The 13,308-nt window shown below is 70.0% G+C and carries 11 protein-coding genes; 1 reads left to right on the top strand and 10 read right to left on the bottom strand.

Features of this window, described 5'->3' with window-relative positions:
- Positions 1–21: 21 nt before the first annotated feature.
- The 10 genes from ACESM1_RS24945 to ACESM1_RS24900 form a co-directional block, all read right to left on the bottom strand.
- Positions 22–1,617 carry an ABC transporter substrate-binding protein gene (locus ACESM1_RS24945; RefSeq protein ID WP_372623939.1) on the bottom strand — a complete coding sequence of 532 codons (1,596 nt, stop codon included), beginning with the start codon at positions 1,615–1,617 and terminating at the stop codon, positions 22–24.
- Between the two features lie 824 nt (positions 1,618–2,441).
- Positions 2,442–3,251 carry an aspartate/glutamate racemase family protein gene (locus ACESM1_RS24940; protein ID WP_372623938.1) on the bottom strand — a complete coding sequence of 270 codons (810 nt, stop codon included), beginning with the start codon at positions 3,249–3,251 and terminating at the stop codon, positions 2,442–2,444.
- A 4-nt stretch (positions 3,252–3,255) separates the two neighbouring features.
- Positions 3,256–4,233 (bottom strand): Bug family tripartite tricarboxylate transporter substrate binding protein, encoded by a 978-nt coding sequence (locus ACESM1_RS24935; protein WP_372623937.1) that lies wholly within the window; start codon positions 4,231–4,233, stop codon positions 3,256–3,258.
- A 39-nt stretch (positions 4,234–4,272) separates the two neighbouring features.
- Positions 4,273–4,854, bottom strand: coding sequence for a cysteine hydrolase (locus tag ACESM1_RS24930; RefSeq protein ID WP_372623936.1), 582 nt, complete (start codon positions 4,852–4,854; stop codon positions 4,273–4,275).
- A 10-nt stretch (positions 4,855–4,864) separates the two neighbouring features.
- Positions 4,865–5,830, bottom strand: coding sequence for a Bug family tripartite tricarboxylate transporter substrate binding protein (locus tag ACESM1_RS24925; protein WP_372623935.1), 966 nt, complete (start codon positions 5,828–5,830; stop codon positions 4,865–4,867).
- Positions 5,827–6,651 (bottom strand): aspartate/glutamate racemase family protein, encoded by an 825-nt coding sequence (locus tag ACESM1_RS24920; RefSeq protein WP_372623934.1) that lies wholly within the window; start codon positions 6,649–6,651, stop codon positions 5,827–5,829. Before ACESM1_RS24920 ends, ACESM1_RS24925 begins: the two co-directional genes overlap by 4 nt.
- An 11-nt stretch (positions 6,652–6,662) precedes the next feature.
- Positions 6,663–7,418 carry an SDR family NAD(P)-dependent oxidoreductase gene (locus ACESM1_RS24915; RefSeq protein WP_372623933.1) on the bottom strand — a complete coding sequence of 252 codons (756 nt, stop codon included), beginning with the start codon at positions 7,416–7,418 and terminating at the stop codon, positions 6,663–6,665.
- Positions 7,415–8,863: an FAD-dependent oxidoreductase gene (locus ACESM1_RS24910; RefSeq protein WP_372623932.1), complete on the bottom strand. Its 1,449-nt coding sequence runs from the start codon at positions 8,861–8,863 to the stop codon at positions 7,415–7,417. Before ACESM1_RS24910 ends, ACESM1_RS24915 begins: the two co-directional genes overlap by 4 nt.
- Positions 8,864–8,866: 3 nt before the next feature.
- Positions 8,867–9,745 carry an oxaloacetate decarboxylase gene (locus ACESM1_RS24905; protein ID WP_372623931.1) on the bottom strand — a complete coding sequence of 293 codons (879 nt, stop codon included), beginning with the start codon at positions 9,743–9,745 and terminating at the stop codon, positions 8,867–8,869.
- Entirely contained in the window at positions 9,645–10,478 is an 834-nt protein-coding gene (locus ACESM1_RS24900) for a GntR family transcriptional regulator (protein WP_372623930.1), read from the bottom strand. The genes ACESM1_RS24905 and ACESM1_RS24900 overlap by 101 nt, the downstream gene beginning before the upstream one ends.
- A gap of 146 nt (positions 10,479–10,624) precedes the next feature.
- On the opposite strand from ACESM1_RS24900, the gene acnA reads away from it, so the two are divergent.
- Positions 10,625–13,291, top strand: coding sequence for an aconitate hydratase AcnA (acnA, locus tag ACESM1_RS24895; RefSeq protein WP_372623929.1), 2,667 nt, complete (start codon positions 10,625–10,627; stop codon positions 13,289–13,291).
- Positions 13,292–13,308 lie beyond the last annotated feature (17 nt).

The raw sequence follows: 13,308 nt of genomic DNA, 5'->3' as shown, positions 1-13,308 counted from the left end.
CCTTCGCGTTGGATCAGCGTATCAGGCGTTCCGCCGCACGTTCCAGAAATACGGTGCCGTGCCAGGCATCACGCCCCCAAGCGTGCGACGGAAGGCGGTGCGCATGAAGAAGCGCCCGAGCGGGATGGTTGCCACCTCGCTGTTTGCCACGCGCCCAATCTCGGTCGCGATCACCTGCCGCGCCTCGGTGTCCGGCGCGTCGAGCCATTCGTCCGTCAGCCTTTCCACTTCGGTGCTGGCATACCAGCCGAACCAGCCCTGGGCGCCCTGGCCGCGTGTCAGCAGATTCGCGGCCGGGTTGAGGAAGTTCCCGGCCTGCCCGAAGGAGTGGAACACGCTCCAGCCGCCGCGCTCCGGCGGCTGCCGGCTCGCGCGGCGCTGCACGACGGTGCCCCAGTCGCTGCTGGCGAGTTCCGCGTTCAGGCCCAGGCGGCGCAGCACGTCGGCGGTGATCTCGCTCATCGAGCGGATGATCGCGAAATCGGTCGGATTGATCACCACGGCACGCGCGCCGGCCAGCCCCGCCTCGGCTATCAAGGCTCGAGCGCGGTCGAGGTCCCGCGGTCCTTGCAGGTGCTCAGCGCCGGCAGCGGTCGCGTACTCGGTGCCGCAGGGGAAGAGCGAGAAGCACGTCTCCCACAACGACCGGTCCGGGCCGTTGATCGCCTGCATGTAATCCTCCTGGCTCACTGCGGCAGCCACCGCCTGCCGTGCGCGCAGGTCGCTGAAGGGCGCATGGAGATGATTGAAGCGAAGGAATGCCGTGAGGCCGATGGGATCCGCGATCAACGTCTCGATGCCACGGTGACGGGCCAGCGTGGGCACCAGGTCCGGAAGCGGCTGTTCCCACCAGTCCACCTCGCCCGCCTGCAAGGCTGCACTCGCGGTCGCGGGATCGGGGATGACGTGCCATTCGATTCGCTGGAAATGCGCCACCTTGCCGCCCGTGCCCCATTCGGGCTGCTCAGGGCGCGGCAGGTACCGGTCGAACTTCGCGTAGGCGGCGCGGCTGCCAGAGACGAATTCGTCGCGCAGGAAGCGGTACGGGCCGCTGCCCACCACCTCGGTGATCTGCGTGCTCGGATCGGTGCGGGCAATGCGTTCCGGCATGATGAAGGGGACCTGGGCGAAGCTCTTGCCCAGCGCATCGAGCATGGCGGGAAAGCGGCGCGTGAGGCGAATCTCAATGACCCGGTCGTCCGCCACGCCCCAGCGTTCCACGCGCGCGTCGAGGATCTGGCCGAAGTTGTCGCGCCGTGCCCAGCGCGAAAGGCTGGCCGCGCAGTCCTGTGCGCGGACGGGTTCGCCGTCGTGGAAGCGGAGGCCTTCCCGCAGCCGGATGCGCCAGGTCAGTCCGTCATCGGAGACGGTGTGGCCTTCCGCCATCTGCGGCCGCGGACGGAAGCGGCTGTCCACCGAGTAGAGCGTATCGTAGACGGCGAGTGCGTGGTTGTGGGTCACCGTCGCGGTCGTCCAGATCGGGTCGAGCGAGGTGAGGTTGGCCTGCGGCACGAAGCGCAGCACCCGCGGGTCCGCGCCGCGCTGGGCTTGGATCGGCGCCGGCGCACCCAGAAGGGGGAGGGTGGCGGCAGCCCTCAACAGCGTGCGGCGATGCATGGCGTGCGAGGTTCCGTTTGCTGTGTGATGACGCTCGCCGGGGAACGGGCATGGTTTGTGGACGCTTCAGGAGTGGCGCCGGGCGGAGGCGAAGCGGATGGCCTGCCCCAACTCCGCCATTCGCGCGAGCGAAGTCCGTAAGCCAGGAGAGTGGCCGGGCTGTGCCGGCCCCGGCGCGTTGTGCCACCCCACCATCGCGGTGCCGCGCGAACACGCGCAGCGGCGGCGCCTGCCGGCACATTGCAGGCAGCCAAGCGCAGCATCATGCGCGCCGGGCGACGCCATCAAGGACTGCTGCCGGCGTCGAACCCCGTGCCGCCATTGGTTTCTCCCGCGCTCTCCTTCCCGCAATGCAATATAATAAAAAAGGCACTCAGTCGCAAATCTGCCCGACGGGCGCACCGGACGGAACTCAAGTGGGTCAGCAGCCCCTCTGCCCTGCCGGTCGGCAGCCCAGCAAGCGCTTCGCAGCACGATGACGCTGGTTTCGACGGACGCGGCCGCAGGTCCGCCTCGCCGCCATGGCCTACAACCTCCGGCGCACGGCTACGCTGCTGCGAACCGCGGGCGCCTGATGCGGGACGAGGCTGTCCGGGCCGCTGCCCAGCGGCACGACAGGACAGCGAAATCAGCGTGCATCGTCGTGCGCTCGGCCCGAGGCCGCCGCATCGCCGCGACACCCGCATACTCAGCAGACCCGCGCACAGCTCTCATGACGCCGCCGGCCGGTGCATCCTGCCCAGGAGGACCTGGAACGCTGGCGCCAGGCCGTGCGGGCCGCCGGGCTTCGGAGCGACTGACGATGAGCGGCGCGATGGCGCCGCTCACCCCTCCTTCACGGCCGGATAGACCGGGCCGTAGTAGCGCCGCAACTCGGCGATCTGGTCGGATGGCGGCTGGGCATAGGCGCCGCGTCGGCTCGCGAAGCGCCCACCCATCAACCGGCTGAGCTTCACCGCCATCTGGCCCGCCTGCACGAGTGCCAAGGGGCCGCACAGGATCGGCGTCTGCTTCGCCGTCTCGTGCACGCCGGAATCCTGCAGCAGCACCATCATCACGCCGACTGCGGGGATCACCACCTCCGCGCCGCGCGCGACACAGGCCTCGGCCGCCACATGGAACTGGCCGAGGATGCGATCCCGAACCGGCCCGGGCGAGAAGGCGGTGTCGAGATCGACTAGGCGGTCCACCTGCATCCGCTCCACCGTCACCACGCGCGATGTCAGGCCGTAGAGCGCGACATTCTCCAGCACGCGCCCGTGGTGCTTGTCGTTGGAGACGACGAGGCCCACCGTCAGCCCCATCTGGCAGGCCGTGAACAGCGCCGTCTCGCACAGGCCGAGCACGGGGACGCGTGCCATCTCCCGCGCCACGCGCAGCCCGGGATCGGCGATGTTGCCGAGCAGCACGGCGTCGAAGCCCTCCGCCTCGGCGCGTGCCACGTTGTCCAGCACCTCGATCGTCTCGATGAATTCGAGGCGCCGGTACTGGTCGCCGACGCCCCCCCGCTGCTCGATCCCGTGCACCTCGTAGGAGGTGCCGGGATCGCAGGCCGTGTCCAGGACGCGGCGCAGCGCCGCCTGGTAGGCCGGCCAGGCATCGGGCCGCGTCAGCGACTGGTACCAGAGGCGCATGGCGTCAGTTCACCGTGATGTTGGCGCCGCGGATCACCTCGCCCCAGGCGCGATCATCCGCGGCCAGGCGCTGCGCGAAGCTCTCGACGGTGCCGCCGATCGGCTTGGCGCGCATCCGCGTCAACGCCTCCCGCATGGCCGGCTCGTTCAGCGCCTGGTTGAGCACGGTGTTGATGCGCTGCACCACCTCGCCCGGCATGCCGGGCGGGCCCATCAGGCCCCACCAGACCGTCACGTTGAGATCCTGCACGCCCATCTCGGCGAACGTCTTGACGTCTGGCAGTGCCGGGTGACGCACGCTGTCGGCGACGCCGAGCGCCTTCAACTGCCCGCCCTCGATCAGCGGCAGCGCCTGCGCCAGGTTGGTGAACATCATCGAGACGCGACCCGCCGCGATGTCCGTCATCGCCGCCGCGCCGCCGCGATAGGGTACGTGGACAAGGTCGAGCCCGGCGCGCAGCTTCAGCAACTCGCCTGCCAGATGCTCGGTGGTTCCGGAGCCGCCGGAGCCGAAGGTGTAGTGGCCGGGCCGGGCGCGCGCTTTCGCGACGAAATCTGCGCCGTCCACCGCCTCGAAGCCCGGCGCGGAGACCATCGCGGAGGGGATCTCGCCCACCAGGAAGACCGGCGCGAGCTGCGACGGATCGTAGTTCAGGTTCTTGTAGAGGTGGCGGTTGGTCACGGCCGAGGGCGAGCCCATCAGCAGCGTCGTGCCATCGGGCGTGGCGCGCACGACATGCTCCATCGCGATGTTCGCGCCACCGCCGGTGCGATTCTCCACGACCACGGTCTGGCCGAGCCGGCCCTGCAGTTCCTGCGCGACCAGGCGACCGACGATATCCACCGCACCGCCGGCGCCGAAGGGCACGACGATGCGGATGTTGCGTCCGCCCGCGATCTGCTGCGCGGATGCGATGCGCGGCGCCGCAACGCCGGCGAGCAGGCCGGCGATCAGCGGACGGCGCGCGATTCTCCTGGTCATGTTGGTTTCCTCCCTCGTTGTGCCGCTTTCCTGCGGCATTCAGGCCGAGAAGTCCACCTCCTCGGAGGTGGTGAAGCTTGCGAAGCGCTGCAATGCGCGGATGCCCGCCGCATGGTCCTCGGCGTTCGCCGAGGCGCAGCAATCCTCCAGCACCACGCAGACATAGTCGCGGTCATGCGCATCCCGCACCGTGCCCTGCACCACCGCCACGGTCGAGACGCCGGAGCAGAAGATGCGCTCGATTCGGTGCGCGCGCAGGATGGCTTCCAGGTTGGTCGCCCAGAAGGGGCTGACGCGATGCTTGACGATGTCGAAGTCGCCGGCCTGCGGCGCGAGGTCCTTGTGCACCTCGGTGCCCCAGCTGCCCAGCTTGAAAAGGCCGTGCTGCTTCGCGCCGCTGAAGATGACCGAGGTGTCCGGCGCCTCCCGGTAGTCGGGCGAGAAGCCGACGCGGACATAGCCGATCGGCACGCCCGCCGCGCGCGCCTTGGCGATGGCGTTGGCGGTGCGCGGAATGATGCCGCGGGAGCGAACCTGCTCGCCGAGGGGCCCCTTGCCGTTGGGCCCGTCCTCCGCGATCAGGTCGTTCTCCATGTCCAGAACGAGATAGATGGAGCGCATGTGATCTTCCCTATTCGACAGTGATGCGCGCAGTGCGGATCAGCTCGCCGGTTTCCTGTGTCTTGGCTTCGAGAAAGCGCCGGAACTCCGCCGGCGGGCCGCCGACCGGCTCGACCCCGAGCTGCGCCAGCCGCTGCCCGAGCTCCGGCGAGCGCACCGCATCGTTGATGGCGGCGTTGACGGTGTTGATCGCCGCGGCCGGTGAACCGGCGCGCATCAGCAGGCCGAACCAGGAGAAGGATTCGTAGTTGCCCACGCCCTCCTCGGCCACGGTCGGCACGTTCGGCAGCAGCGTGGAACGGCGCGCCGTGCCGATCGCCAGCACGCGCGCATCGCCGGAGCCGATGTAGGACTGTACGGAGGGATAATTCTCAACCATGCAATCCACGCGCCCGCCGAGCAGGTCCGTCGCCGCCGGCGCCGTGCCGCGATAGGGCACATGGGTCAGATCGATGCCGGCGCGCCACTTCAGCAGCTCTGCGCTGAGATGCGCGAAGGAACCGACGCCGGCCGAAGCATAGCTGAGCTTGCCGGGCGAGGCCTTCGCCTGTGAGATCAGCTCGCGCATGGAGCGGATCGGGCTGTCCTTGCGCACGATCACGACGGCCGGGCTGCCCCCGAGGAAAGCCACCGGCTCGAAGTCGCGCAGCGGCTGATAGGAGACGCGGCGCAGCTGCGGGTTGATGGTGATCGGGCCCGGCGTGCCCGCCAGCAGCGTGTAGCCATCCGCCGGTGCCTCCAGCACGCGCTGCGCGCCGATGGTGCCGCCGGCGCCGGTGACGTTCTCCGCCACCACGGTCTGGCCAAGGCGGTCGGTCAGCAGCTGGGCGCAAATGCGCGCCAGGATGTCCGTGCTGCCGCCGGCGGAGAAGGGGATCACGATGCGAAGCTGGCGCGTGTGGAAGCCGCCCTGAGCGGCGGCCGGTACGGCCAGGACCGTCGCTGCCGCGGCGGCGATGAGCTGACGCCTTTTCATGCTTTCGTTCCTCCGTTCTTGTTCAAATCGGCGATGCCGTAGAATCGCAGCAGCTCCTTCACGCGTGCGCGGGGCGGCTGCGCCTGGAAGTACCCGCGGCGGCAGGGCGCCACGCCGGTCACCTGGCGGAGACCGACCATCATCTCCGCGGTCTTGATGATGGCGGCGAGCGAATCCACCACCGGCACGCCGTCCACCTGGTTCACGCCGTTGCGCGCCAGAAGCAGGCAGAGCGGCGCCTCGCCGGGGATGATCACGTCCGCGCCGCGCGCGATCAGCGCCCGGGCCGAGGCGCGGAAGCGCTCCAGCAGCGGGGCCGAGTCGCCGGCATAGGCGGCCAGCACATCATGGAAGCCGAAGCCGACGGGATGCGCGCCGATGAAGCGGGCGGAGAGGCCCATCCGATCCACGTTGCGCTCCACCGTGCCGATGATCTCGTTGATGAACAGCAGCACGCCGATGCGTTGGCCGAGCATGGAGGCGGCGAGCATCGCGCTCTCGCCGTAGCCGACCACCGGGATGTCCACCAGGCTGCGGCACTCCATCAGCGAGGGTTCCGGCAGGGTGGCGACGGCGAAGGCGTCGTAGCCCTGCTCCTCCGCCTCGATCGCGCCGAGCACGAATTGCTGGCTGTGGAGCGTCTGCAGGTACGAGTACTGGATATCGTTGCCGGGATACTCGGTCTGATAGGTCGCCTGGTGCATGCCGTGCATGACCACCTCGGTACCCGGCGCGGCGACGCGCGCGAAGTGCGCGGCGAGCCCCTCGGCATAGGCGGGCAGGTTCTCGAGCACGGTGAAGCTGTGATGCCAGATGCGCATGGTTGCTCCGTTCAGTCGGCCCACATGCCGCCATTCACGTCCAGCACCTCGGCGGTGATGAAGGCGGCGTCAGGGCCGGCAAGGAAGGCGATGGCGGCGGCGACTTCCTCGGCACGGCCCATGCGGCCAACCGGGATCAGCGCCTGCAGGTTCGCCGGGAAGCTCGTGGTCATCGCGGAGGCGATCGGGCCGGGCGCGACGGCGTTGACGGTAATGCCGTCGGCCGCGAGTTCTCGCGCCAGGAAGAAGGTCAGCGTATGCACGCCAGCCTTGGAGACGCCATAGGCAATGTTGCCGGCCTTCTCCTGCTCGGCGGGGTCGAGCCAAGCGCGCGCATTGCCGCCATTCTTGCCGACGATCGAGCCGATGTTGACGATGCGGCCGTAGCGGTTGGCGCGCATCGCCGGGATCGCCGCCTGGCAGCAGAGGAAGGTGCCCTTCAGGTTGACGTCGAGAACGCGGTCCCACTCGGCTTCCGGCAGCGTCGCCGCGGCACCGGTGGAAACGACGCCTGCGACGTTCACCAGGATGTCGAGCCCGCCGAACGCCTCCACCGTCCGCGCCACCATCGCGCTGACGTCGTCCGCCCGCGTGACATCAACGGCCATCGCCAGCGCGCCGTCCACCACGCCCTCCGGCGGCATGCGATCTGCGAGCGCGAGCTTCGCGCCCCGCCCCGCGAGTGCCCGCGCAGTCGCGCTGCCGATGCCGCCGGCGGCACCGGTCACCAGCGCCACGCGGCCTTCCAGGGGCAGCGCGCTGCTCATGCGTTCGGCCTCCGCCGCGCCGCATCCACACCGGCGATCCGGCCGAATACCATGCCCTTCAGCACGCTGGTCGCGCCGGTGTAGTTGCCCCAGTAGGTGCCGAGGATCTCCCCCGCGGCGTAGAGGCCGGGGATCGGCGCACCGTCGCTGTCCAGCACGCGCGCCTGCGCATCCACCTTCAGCCCGCCGAAGGTGAAGACGTTGGAGGCGACGATCGGATAGGCATGGAAGGGCGGCTCCACCAGCGGCGTCGCCCAGTTCGACTTGGGCGGATCGAGCGCTTCCGTCGACAGGCCGTCCAGTTCGAGTGGCCGCCACTCGCCCGGGCAGCAGGCGGCATTTAATCGCTCGACCGTCGCCGCCAGCCGCGCCGGCGGAAGGCCGATGGCGTTGGCCAGCGCCAGGATGGTTTCGCCGACGATCGGCGGCTGGTCGGTGCGCAGGCCGAGACGGTAGTTCGGGATGCGCATGTGCCGCGCATCCAGCACGACCCAGGCGATGCCGTCCTGCTGTGCGTGGATGCGGCGCGTGACCCGTTCATAATACGCATCCACCGTGCCGGGCGCCTCGTCGGTGAAGCGCTCGCCGTCGCGGTTCACCAGGATGCCGTAGGGGAAGATGAAGACGGAGGCTTCCGCGATGGAGGAGCGCGGGTCCACCGGCTCCGCATGGAAGCTGCCGAAATCGCCGGACGCCGCGGCGCCGATGTCGAGCGCCATGCGGATGCCCTCGCCGCGGTTGAACAGCCCGCCCTTGCAGACCGTGCGGAGATAGACCGAGCGCGGCCCCAGATAGCGCGTCAGCATCTCCGCATTGCCCTCGAAGCCCCCGCAGGCGAGCACGACCTGGCCGGCGATGCGTTGCTGGCGCCCACCTTCGCGCACCACCAGGCCGGTGACGCGGCCCGCTTCGTCCTGAACCAGGCGTAGCGCGGTGGCCTCGTAGCGGAAGGCGACGCCGAGCGATTCGGCGCGCGCGGCGAGCGCCTCCACCAGCGCGGCGCCACCGCCGACCGGCAATAGCCGCGGCTGCGACTTCGTCAGGAACTGGGTGGGCAGGAAGTCGAATCGGAGGCCCATGCCCTTCAGCCAGGCGATGGTCGGACCTGCCTCGGCGGCGAAGGTGCCGATGAAGTCGGGCTCAAGCATCGAGAGGGCGCGCGCATGGGCGGCACGCTCGGACGGGGCGCGCGTTACTTCCTGCGCCAGGTCGGGATCGGCATGCGGTGCGCCGCCATTCTCTGCGAGATGCGTCTCGAAGTCGTCGCTGACCTCGGTTTCGCTCTTCATCCGGAGATAGGCTTCGGTGTAGCGGCTCTGCCCGCCGCGCTCCTCGCGCGGCGCGCGCTCCAGCACCACCACCCGCGCGCCCCCTTCGGCGGCGGAGACGGCGGCGGAAAGGCCCGCCACGCCGCAGCCGGCCACCACCAAGTCGAAGCTCTCCATCGCTCAGCCGTCCCGCAGCGTGTAGCGCTTCTCCAGCGCCTTGTAGTGGTCGTGGCGCACCATGCGCTGGCGGTCCTCGAACATCATGATGCGGTCCTCCACGCCGGCGATGGAGCCGTTGCGATGGATATGGCCGAGCACCTGCTGCATCGCCAGCAGCGAGGCTTGCAGCGCCGCATTGGCGTAGACCACACCGGCGTAGCCCATCGCGCCGAGCTCGGCCGCGGGCAGCAGCGGCGTCTTGCCGCCGATCACCATGTTGCAGATGTGCACGCCGGGCGCACCTTTCGGGATGGCGGCGAGTTCCTCGAGCGAGCGCGGCGCCTCCACGAACAGCATGTCGGCGCCGGCCTCCCGATAGGCGTTGGCGCGATCCAGCGCGGCCTGCATGCCTTCCACCGCGCGCGCGTCTGTGCGCGCCAGGATCTGGAAATCCTGGTCCTGCCGCGCATCCACGGCAGCCTTGATCTTCTGCACCATCTCGTCGCGGGGGATCACGTCCTTGCCTTCGAAGTGGCCACACTTCTTCGGGAAGGTCTGGTCCTCCAGCTGCATCGCATTGGCGCCGGCACGTTCGAGCAGGCGCACGGTGCGGCCGACATTCACGGCGTTGCCGAAGCCGGTGTCGCCGTCGGCGATCATCGGCAGGTTGACGGCATCGCGCATGGCCGCGACATGCTCGGCAAGTTCGGTCACGCTGACCAGGCCGACATCGGGCACGCCAAGGAAGGTGTTGGCGATGCCGGCGCCGGTGACGAGGAAGGCGCGGAAGCCCGCCTCCTCAATCACCCTTGCGGCGAGCGCGTTGGCGGCGCCCGGAATCAGCAGCCCGGCGCCCGGCCGCATCTCGGCCTTCAGCGCGAGGTTCAGCGCGTTCGGCATGCGTGGCTTCCTTCCCCTTGATCGTCTTCTTCGTCCGCGCCGTGCTGGCGGCAGATACGCCCTGTCCGGCCCCGGACATGGCGCGCAGGATGCTCTCGCGCGCAGCGGCAAGGTGGGCACGCATCAGCGATTCCGCCGCCGCACCGTCCCGCTTCTCCAGCGCCGCCAGCACCTCCGCATGCTCGTCCAGGCTGCGCGTCGCGCGGCCTGGCACCTGTGAGGCGCGATAGCGGTGCACGCGCAGCAGATAGAACAGGTCGCCATGCAGCAGCTCCATCAGCCGGCGGCTGCGGCTGGCGCGGGCGAGGCAGTAGTGGAAGTCCAGATCGCGTGGTTCCTGGTAGTAGTCGAGCATCGCGCCGGCACTCTCCTTCCGGCGCTGGTAGTCCAGGATGGCGTGCAGCTGCGCCAGCTCGCCGGCGGTGATGCGCGCCGCGGCGAGCCGGGCGGCGGTTCCCTCCAGCGCCTCGCGGATCAGCAGCAGCTCTTCCAGCTCGTCCGAAGAGATGGAGGCGATCCGCGCGCCCTGCTGCGGCACGCGCAGCACCAGGCCGCGCCCCTCCAGCCGGCTGATCGCCTCGCGCAGCGGGCCGCGGCTGACGCCGAAGCGGCGCGCCAGCGGTTGCTCGCGCAGGCGCTCGCCGGCGGAGAGCTCGCCGCGCAGGATCGCTTCCTGCAGGCGCTCCACCAGCAGCTCGACCAGCGACGGCCGGTGCAGTGCGGTTTCGAGCAATCCGTGCACGCGGAAAATGTAGACACTTTGCGTCGGCGCGTGCAAGCCGCCCGGAGCATTTACTGTCTTGCGGCATCGGTGCCGACACGCTTAGGCTGTCAACACTTTGGCGCTGGACGGCGCCCGATGGAGGAAGCGCGGGCACAATGGACAGGACGCCGCGAGGGCGCCTTTCGGCGCAGCGTGAGTTGCGCGTCGGCAATCGCAGCTACGTTATCCACGATCTCTCGGCGTTGGCGGGCACGCCCGGCGCCGCGGTGGAACGGCTGCCGGTCTCGCTGAAGATCCTTCTCGAGAACCTGTTGCGGCATGAGGACGACGCGACCGTCACGCCGGCTGACATCGCCGCGCTTGCCGCTTGGCCGAACACGCGCCGCTTCGACGACGAGGTCGCCTATCACCCTGTCCGGGTGGTGATGCCGGACAGTTCCGGCGTGCCGCTGCTGGCCGACCTGGCGGCGATGCGTGATGCGATGCTGCGCGCCGGCGCCGATCCGCAGCGCGTCAACCCGCAGATCCCGGTGGACCTGGTGGTGGACCATTCGGTGACCACCGATTTCGCCGGCAGCGCCGACGCCTTTGCCAGGAACCTGGCGCTGGAATACAGCCGCAACCATGAACGCTATGCGCTGATCCGCTGGGCGCAGCAGGCCTATGCCAATTTCCGCGTGCTGCCGCCCGGCACGGGCATCGTGCATCAGGTGAACCTCGAATTCCTCTCCCGCCCGATCTGGAGCGCCGGGATCGGCGGCGTCCTGCACGCCTTCCCCGACACGCTGGTCGGCATGGACAGCCACACCCCGATGATCAACGCGCTCGGCGTGCTGGGCTGGGGCGTCGGCGGCATCGAGGCAGGTGCCGCCATGCTCGGCGAGCCGCTGTTCATGCCGGTGCCGGAGGTGATCGGTTGCCGACTCACGGGTAGGCTCCGGCCGGGCGTCACGGCGACCGACCTGGTGCTGGCGATCACGCAGCGCCTGCGCGCCAAGGGCGTGATCGGCAAGATGATCGAGTATCACGGGCCGGGCGCGGCCGCGCTCTCCCTGCCGGATCGTGCGACGATCTCCAACATGGCGCCCGAGTACGGTGCGACCATGGGCTTCTTCGGCATCGACGCGGAGACCATCCGCTTCCTCGCCCAGTCCGGCCGCGCGCCGGAGGATGTCGCCCTGGCCGAGGCCTATGCGAAGGCGCAGGGCATGTGGGGGATGGACCGCGCCGGCGTGGTCTTCGCCGACGAGCTGGAGATCGACCTGGATGCGGTGGCGCCGGCCATGGCGGGGCCACGCCGGCCGCAGGATCGGCGACGCCTCTCCGACGTGCCGGCCAGCCTGCGCGAGGCCTTCCCCGCCGCGGCGGAGACGCCGGCGCCGCAGGGCGGCGGCAACCGGCCGCTGCAGCATGGCGACATCGTGCTGGCGGCGATTACCTCCTGCACCAACACGTCGAATCCGGCGGGCATGCTCGGCGCCGGGCTGCTGGCACGGAACGCGGTGCGCAAGGGGCTGCGGGCGCGGCCCTGGGTGAAGACCTCGCTTTCGCCGGGCTCGCGTGTCGCCGCGGAGTACCTGCGCGATGCGGGCGTGCAGGACGCGCTGGATGAGCTCGGCTTCCAGATCACCGGCTATGGCTGCATGACCTGCGGCGGCGGCTCCGGCCCGCTGCTGCCGGCGGCGGCCGAGGCGATCGAGCGCGACGACCTGGTGGCGGCGGCGGTTCTCTCTTCCAACCGGAACTTCGAAGGCCGCATCCATCCGCAGGTGCGCGCAGCCTATATCGGCTCCCCGGCGCTGGTTGTGGCGAGCGCGATCGCCGGCAGCGTGCTGCGCGACCTCGATGCCGACCCGCTCGGCGAGGACCGGGATGGCAACCCGGTTCACCTGCGCGACATCTGGCCCGATCCGCAGGAACTGGCAGAGACGCTGACGCGCGTGGTGACGGCGGATGCCTTCCGCCGCGGCTATGGCCACAGCCTCAACGGCGATCCCGAATGGCATGCGCTGCCCGGCGGCAGCGGGCCGACCTTCGCCTGGGACCCGGCCAGCACCTATCTGCGGCGCCCCCCCTTCTTCGACGAGATGGCGGCACCGCGCGACCCGGGCGACGTGCTCGCCGCGCGTGCCCTGCTGCTGCTCGGCGACAGCATCACCACGGACCACATCTCGCCGGCCGGGCAGATCCAGAAGGCGGGGCTCGTCGCGGAGTACCTGCGCAGCCAGGGCGTGGCGGAGCGCGACTTCCATTCCTTCGTCGCGCGCCGCGTCAACCACGACGTCATGCTGCGCGGCCATTTCGCCAATCCGCGCATCCGCAACGAGATGCTGCCGGGCACGGAGGGCGGCTTCACGCGCCATGCGCCCTCCGGCGATCGGATGACCGTCTACGAAGCGGCGCAGCGCTACCGCGAGGAGGGCACGCCGCTGGTGGTGATCGCCGGCAAGGAATACGGCACCGGCTCCTCCCGCGACTGGGCGGCGAAGGGCACGCGGCTGCTCGGCATCAGCGCGATCATCGCCGAGAGCTTCGAGCGCATCCACCGCTCGAACCTGGTGGGCATGGGCGTGCTGCCGCTGCAGTTCCCGCCGGGCACCGACCGGAGGACGCTCGGCCTGGACGGCAGCGAGCGCTTCGACCTGCTCGGCATCTCGGCCGGGCTCGCGCCGCGCATGACGGTGACGCTGCGCATCACCCGCGGCGACGGCAGCACGCAGGAGGTGCCGCTGCTCTGCCGCGTGGACACGCTGCGCGAGGTGGAGTGGATCCGCCATGGCGGCGTGCTGCTCTACGCGCTGGCGCGCATGGCCGCGCACTGAACCACGACCAAACGGGA

The organism is Falsiroseomonas sp. (assembly GCF_041690465.1).
Taxonomy (GTDB): Bacteria; Pseudomonadota; Alphaproteobacteria; order Acetobacterales; family Acetobacteraceae; genus Falsiroseomonas.
The sequence above is the reverse complement of the archived record's forward strand: the minus strand, read 5'-3'. Positions and strand labels throughout refer to the sequence as shown.

Excerpts from the sequence above, each read along its gene's own strand:
- acnA (WP_372623929.1), top strand. The coding sequence starts at position 10,625 with ATGGACAGGACGCCGCGAGGGCGCCTTTCGGCGCAGCGTGAGTTGCGC.
- ACESM1_RS24930 (WP_372623936.1), bottom strand. The coding sequence starts at position 4,854 with ATGCGCTCCATCTATCTCGTTCTGGACATGGAGAACGACCTGATCGCG.
- ACESM1_RS24910 (WP_372623932.1), bottom strand. The coding sequence starts at position 8,863 with ATGGAGAGCTTCGACTTGGTGGTGGCCGGCTGCGGCGTGGCGGGCCTT.
- ACESM1_RS24905 (WP_372623931.1), bottom strand. The coding sequence starts at position 9,745 with ATGCCGAACGCGCTGAACCTCGCGCTGAAGGCCGAGATGCGGCCGGGC.
- ACESM1_RS24940 (WP_372623938.1), bottom strand. The coding sequence starts at position 3,251 with ATGCGCCTCTGGTACCAGTCGCTGACGCGGCCCGATGCCTGGCCGGCC.
- ACESM1_RS24935 (WP_372623937.1), bottom strand. The coding sequence starts at position 4,233 with ATGACCAGGAGAATCGCGCGCCGTCCGCTGATCGCCGGCCTGCTCGCC.
- ACESM1_RS24915 (WP_372623933.1), bottom strand. The coding sequence starts at position 7,418 with ATGAGCAGCGCGCTGCCCCTGGAAGGCCGCGTGGCGCTGGTGACCGGT.
- ACESM1_RS24945 (WP_372623939.1), bottom strand. The coding sequence starts at position 1,617 with ATGCATCGCCGCACGCTGTTGAGGGCTGCCGCCACCCTCCCCCTTCTG.
- ACESM1_RS24925 (WP_372623935.1), bottom strand. The coding sequence starts at position 5,830 with ATGAAAAGGCGTCAGCTCATCGCCGCCGCGGCAGCGACGGTCCTGGCC.
- ACESM1_RS24920 (WP_372623934.1), bottom strand. The coding sequence starts at position 6,651 with ATGCGCATCTGGCATCACAGCTTCACCGTGCTCGAGAACCTGCCCGCC.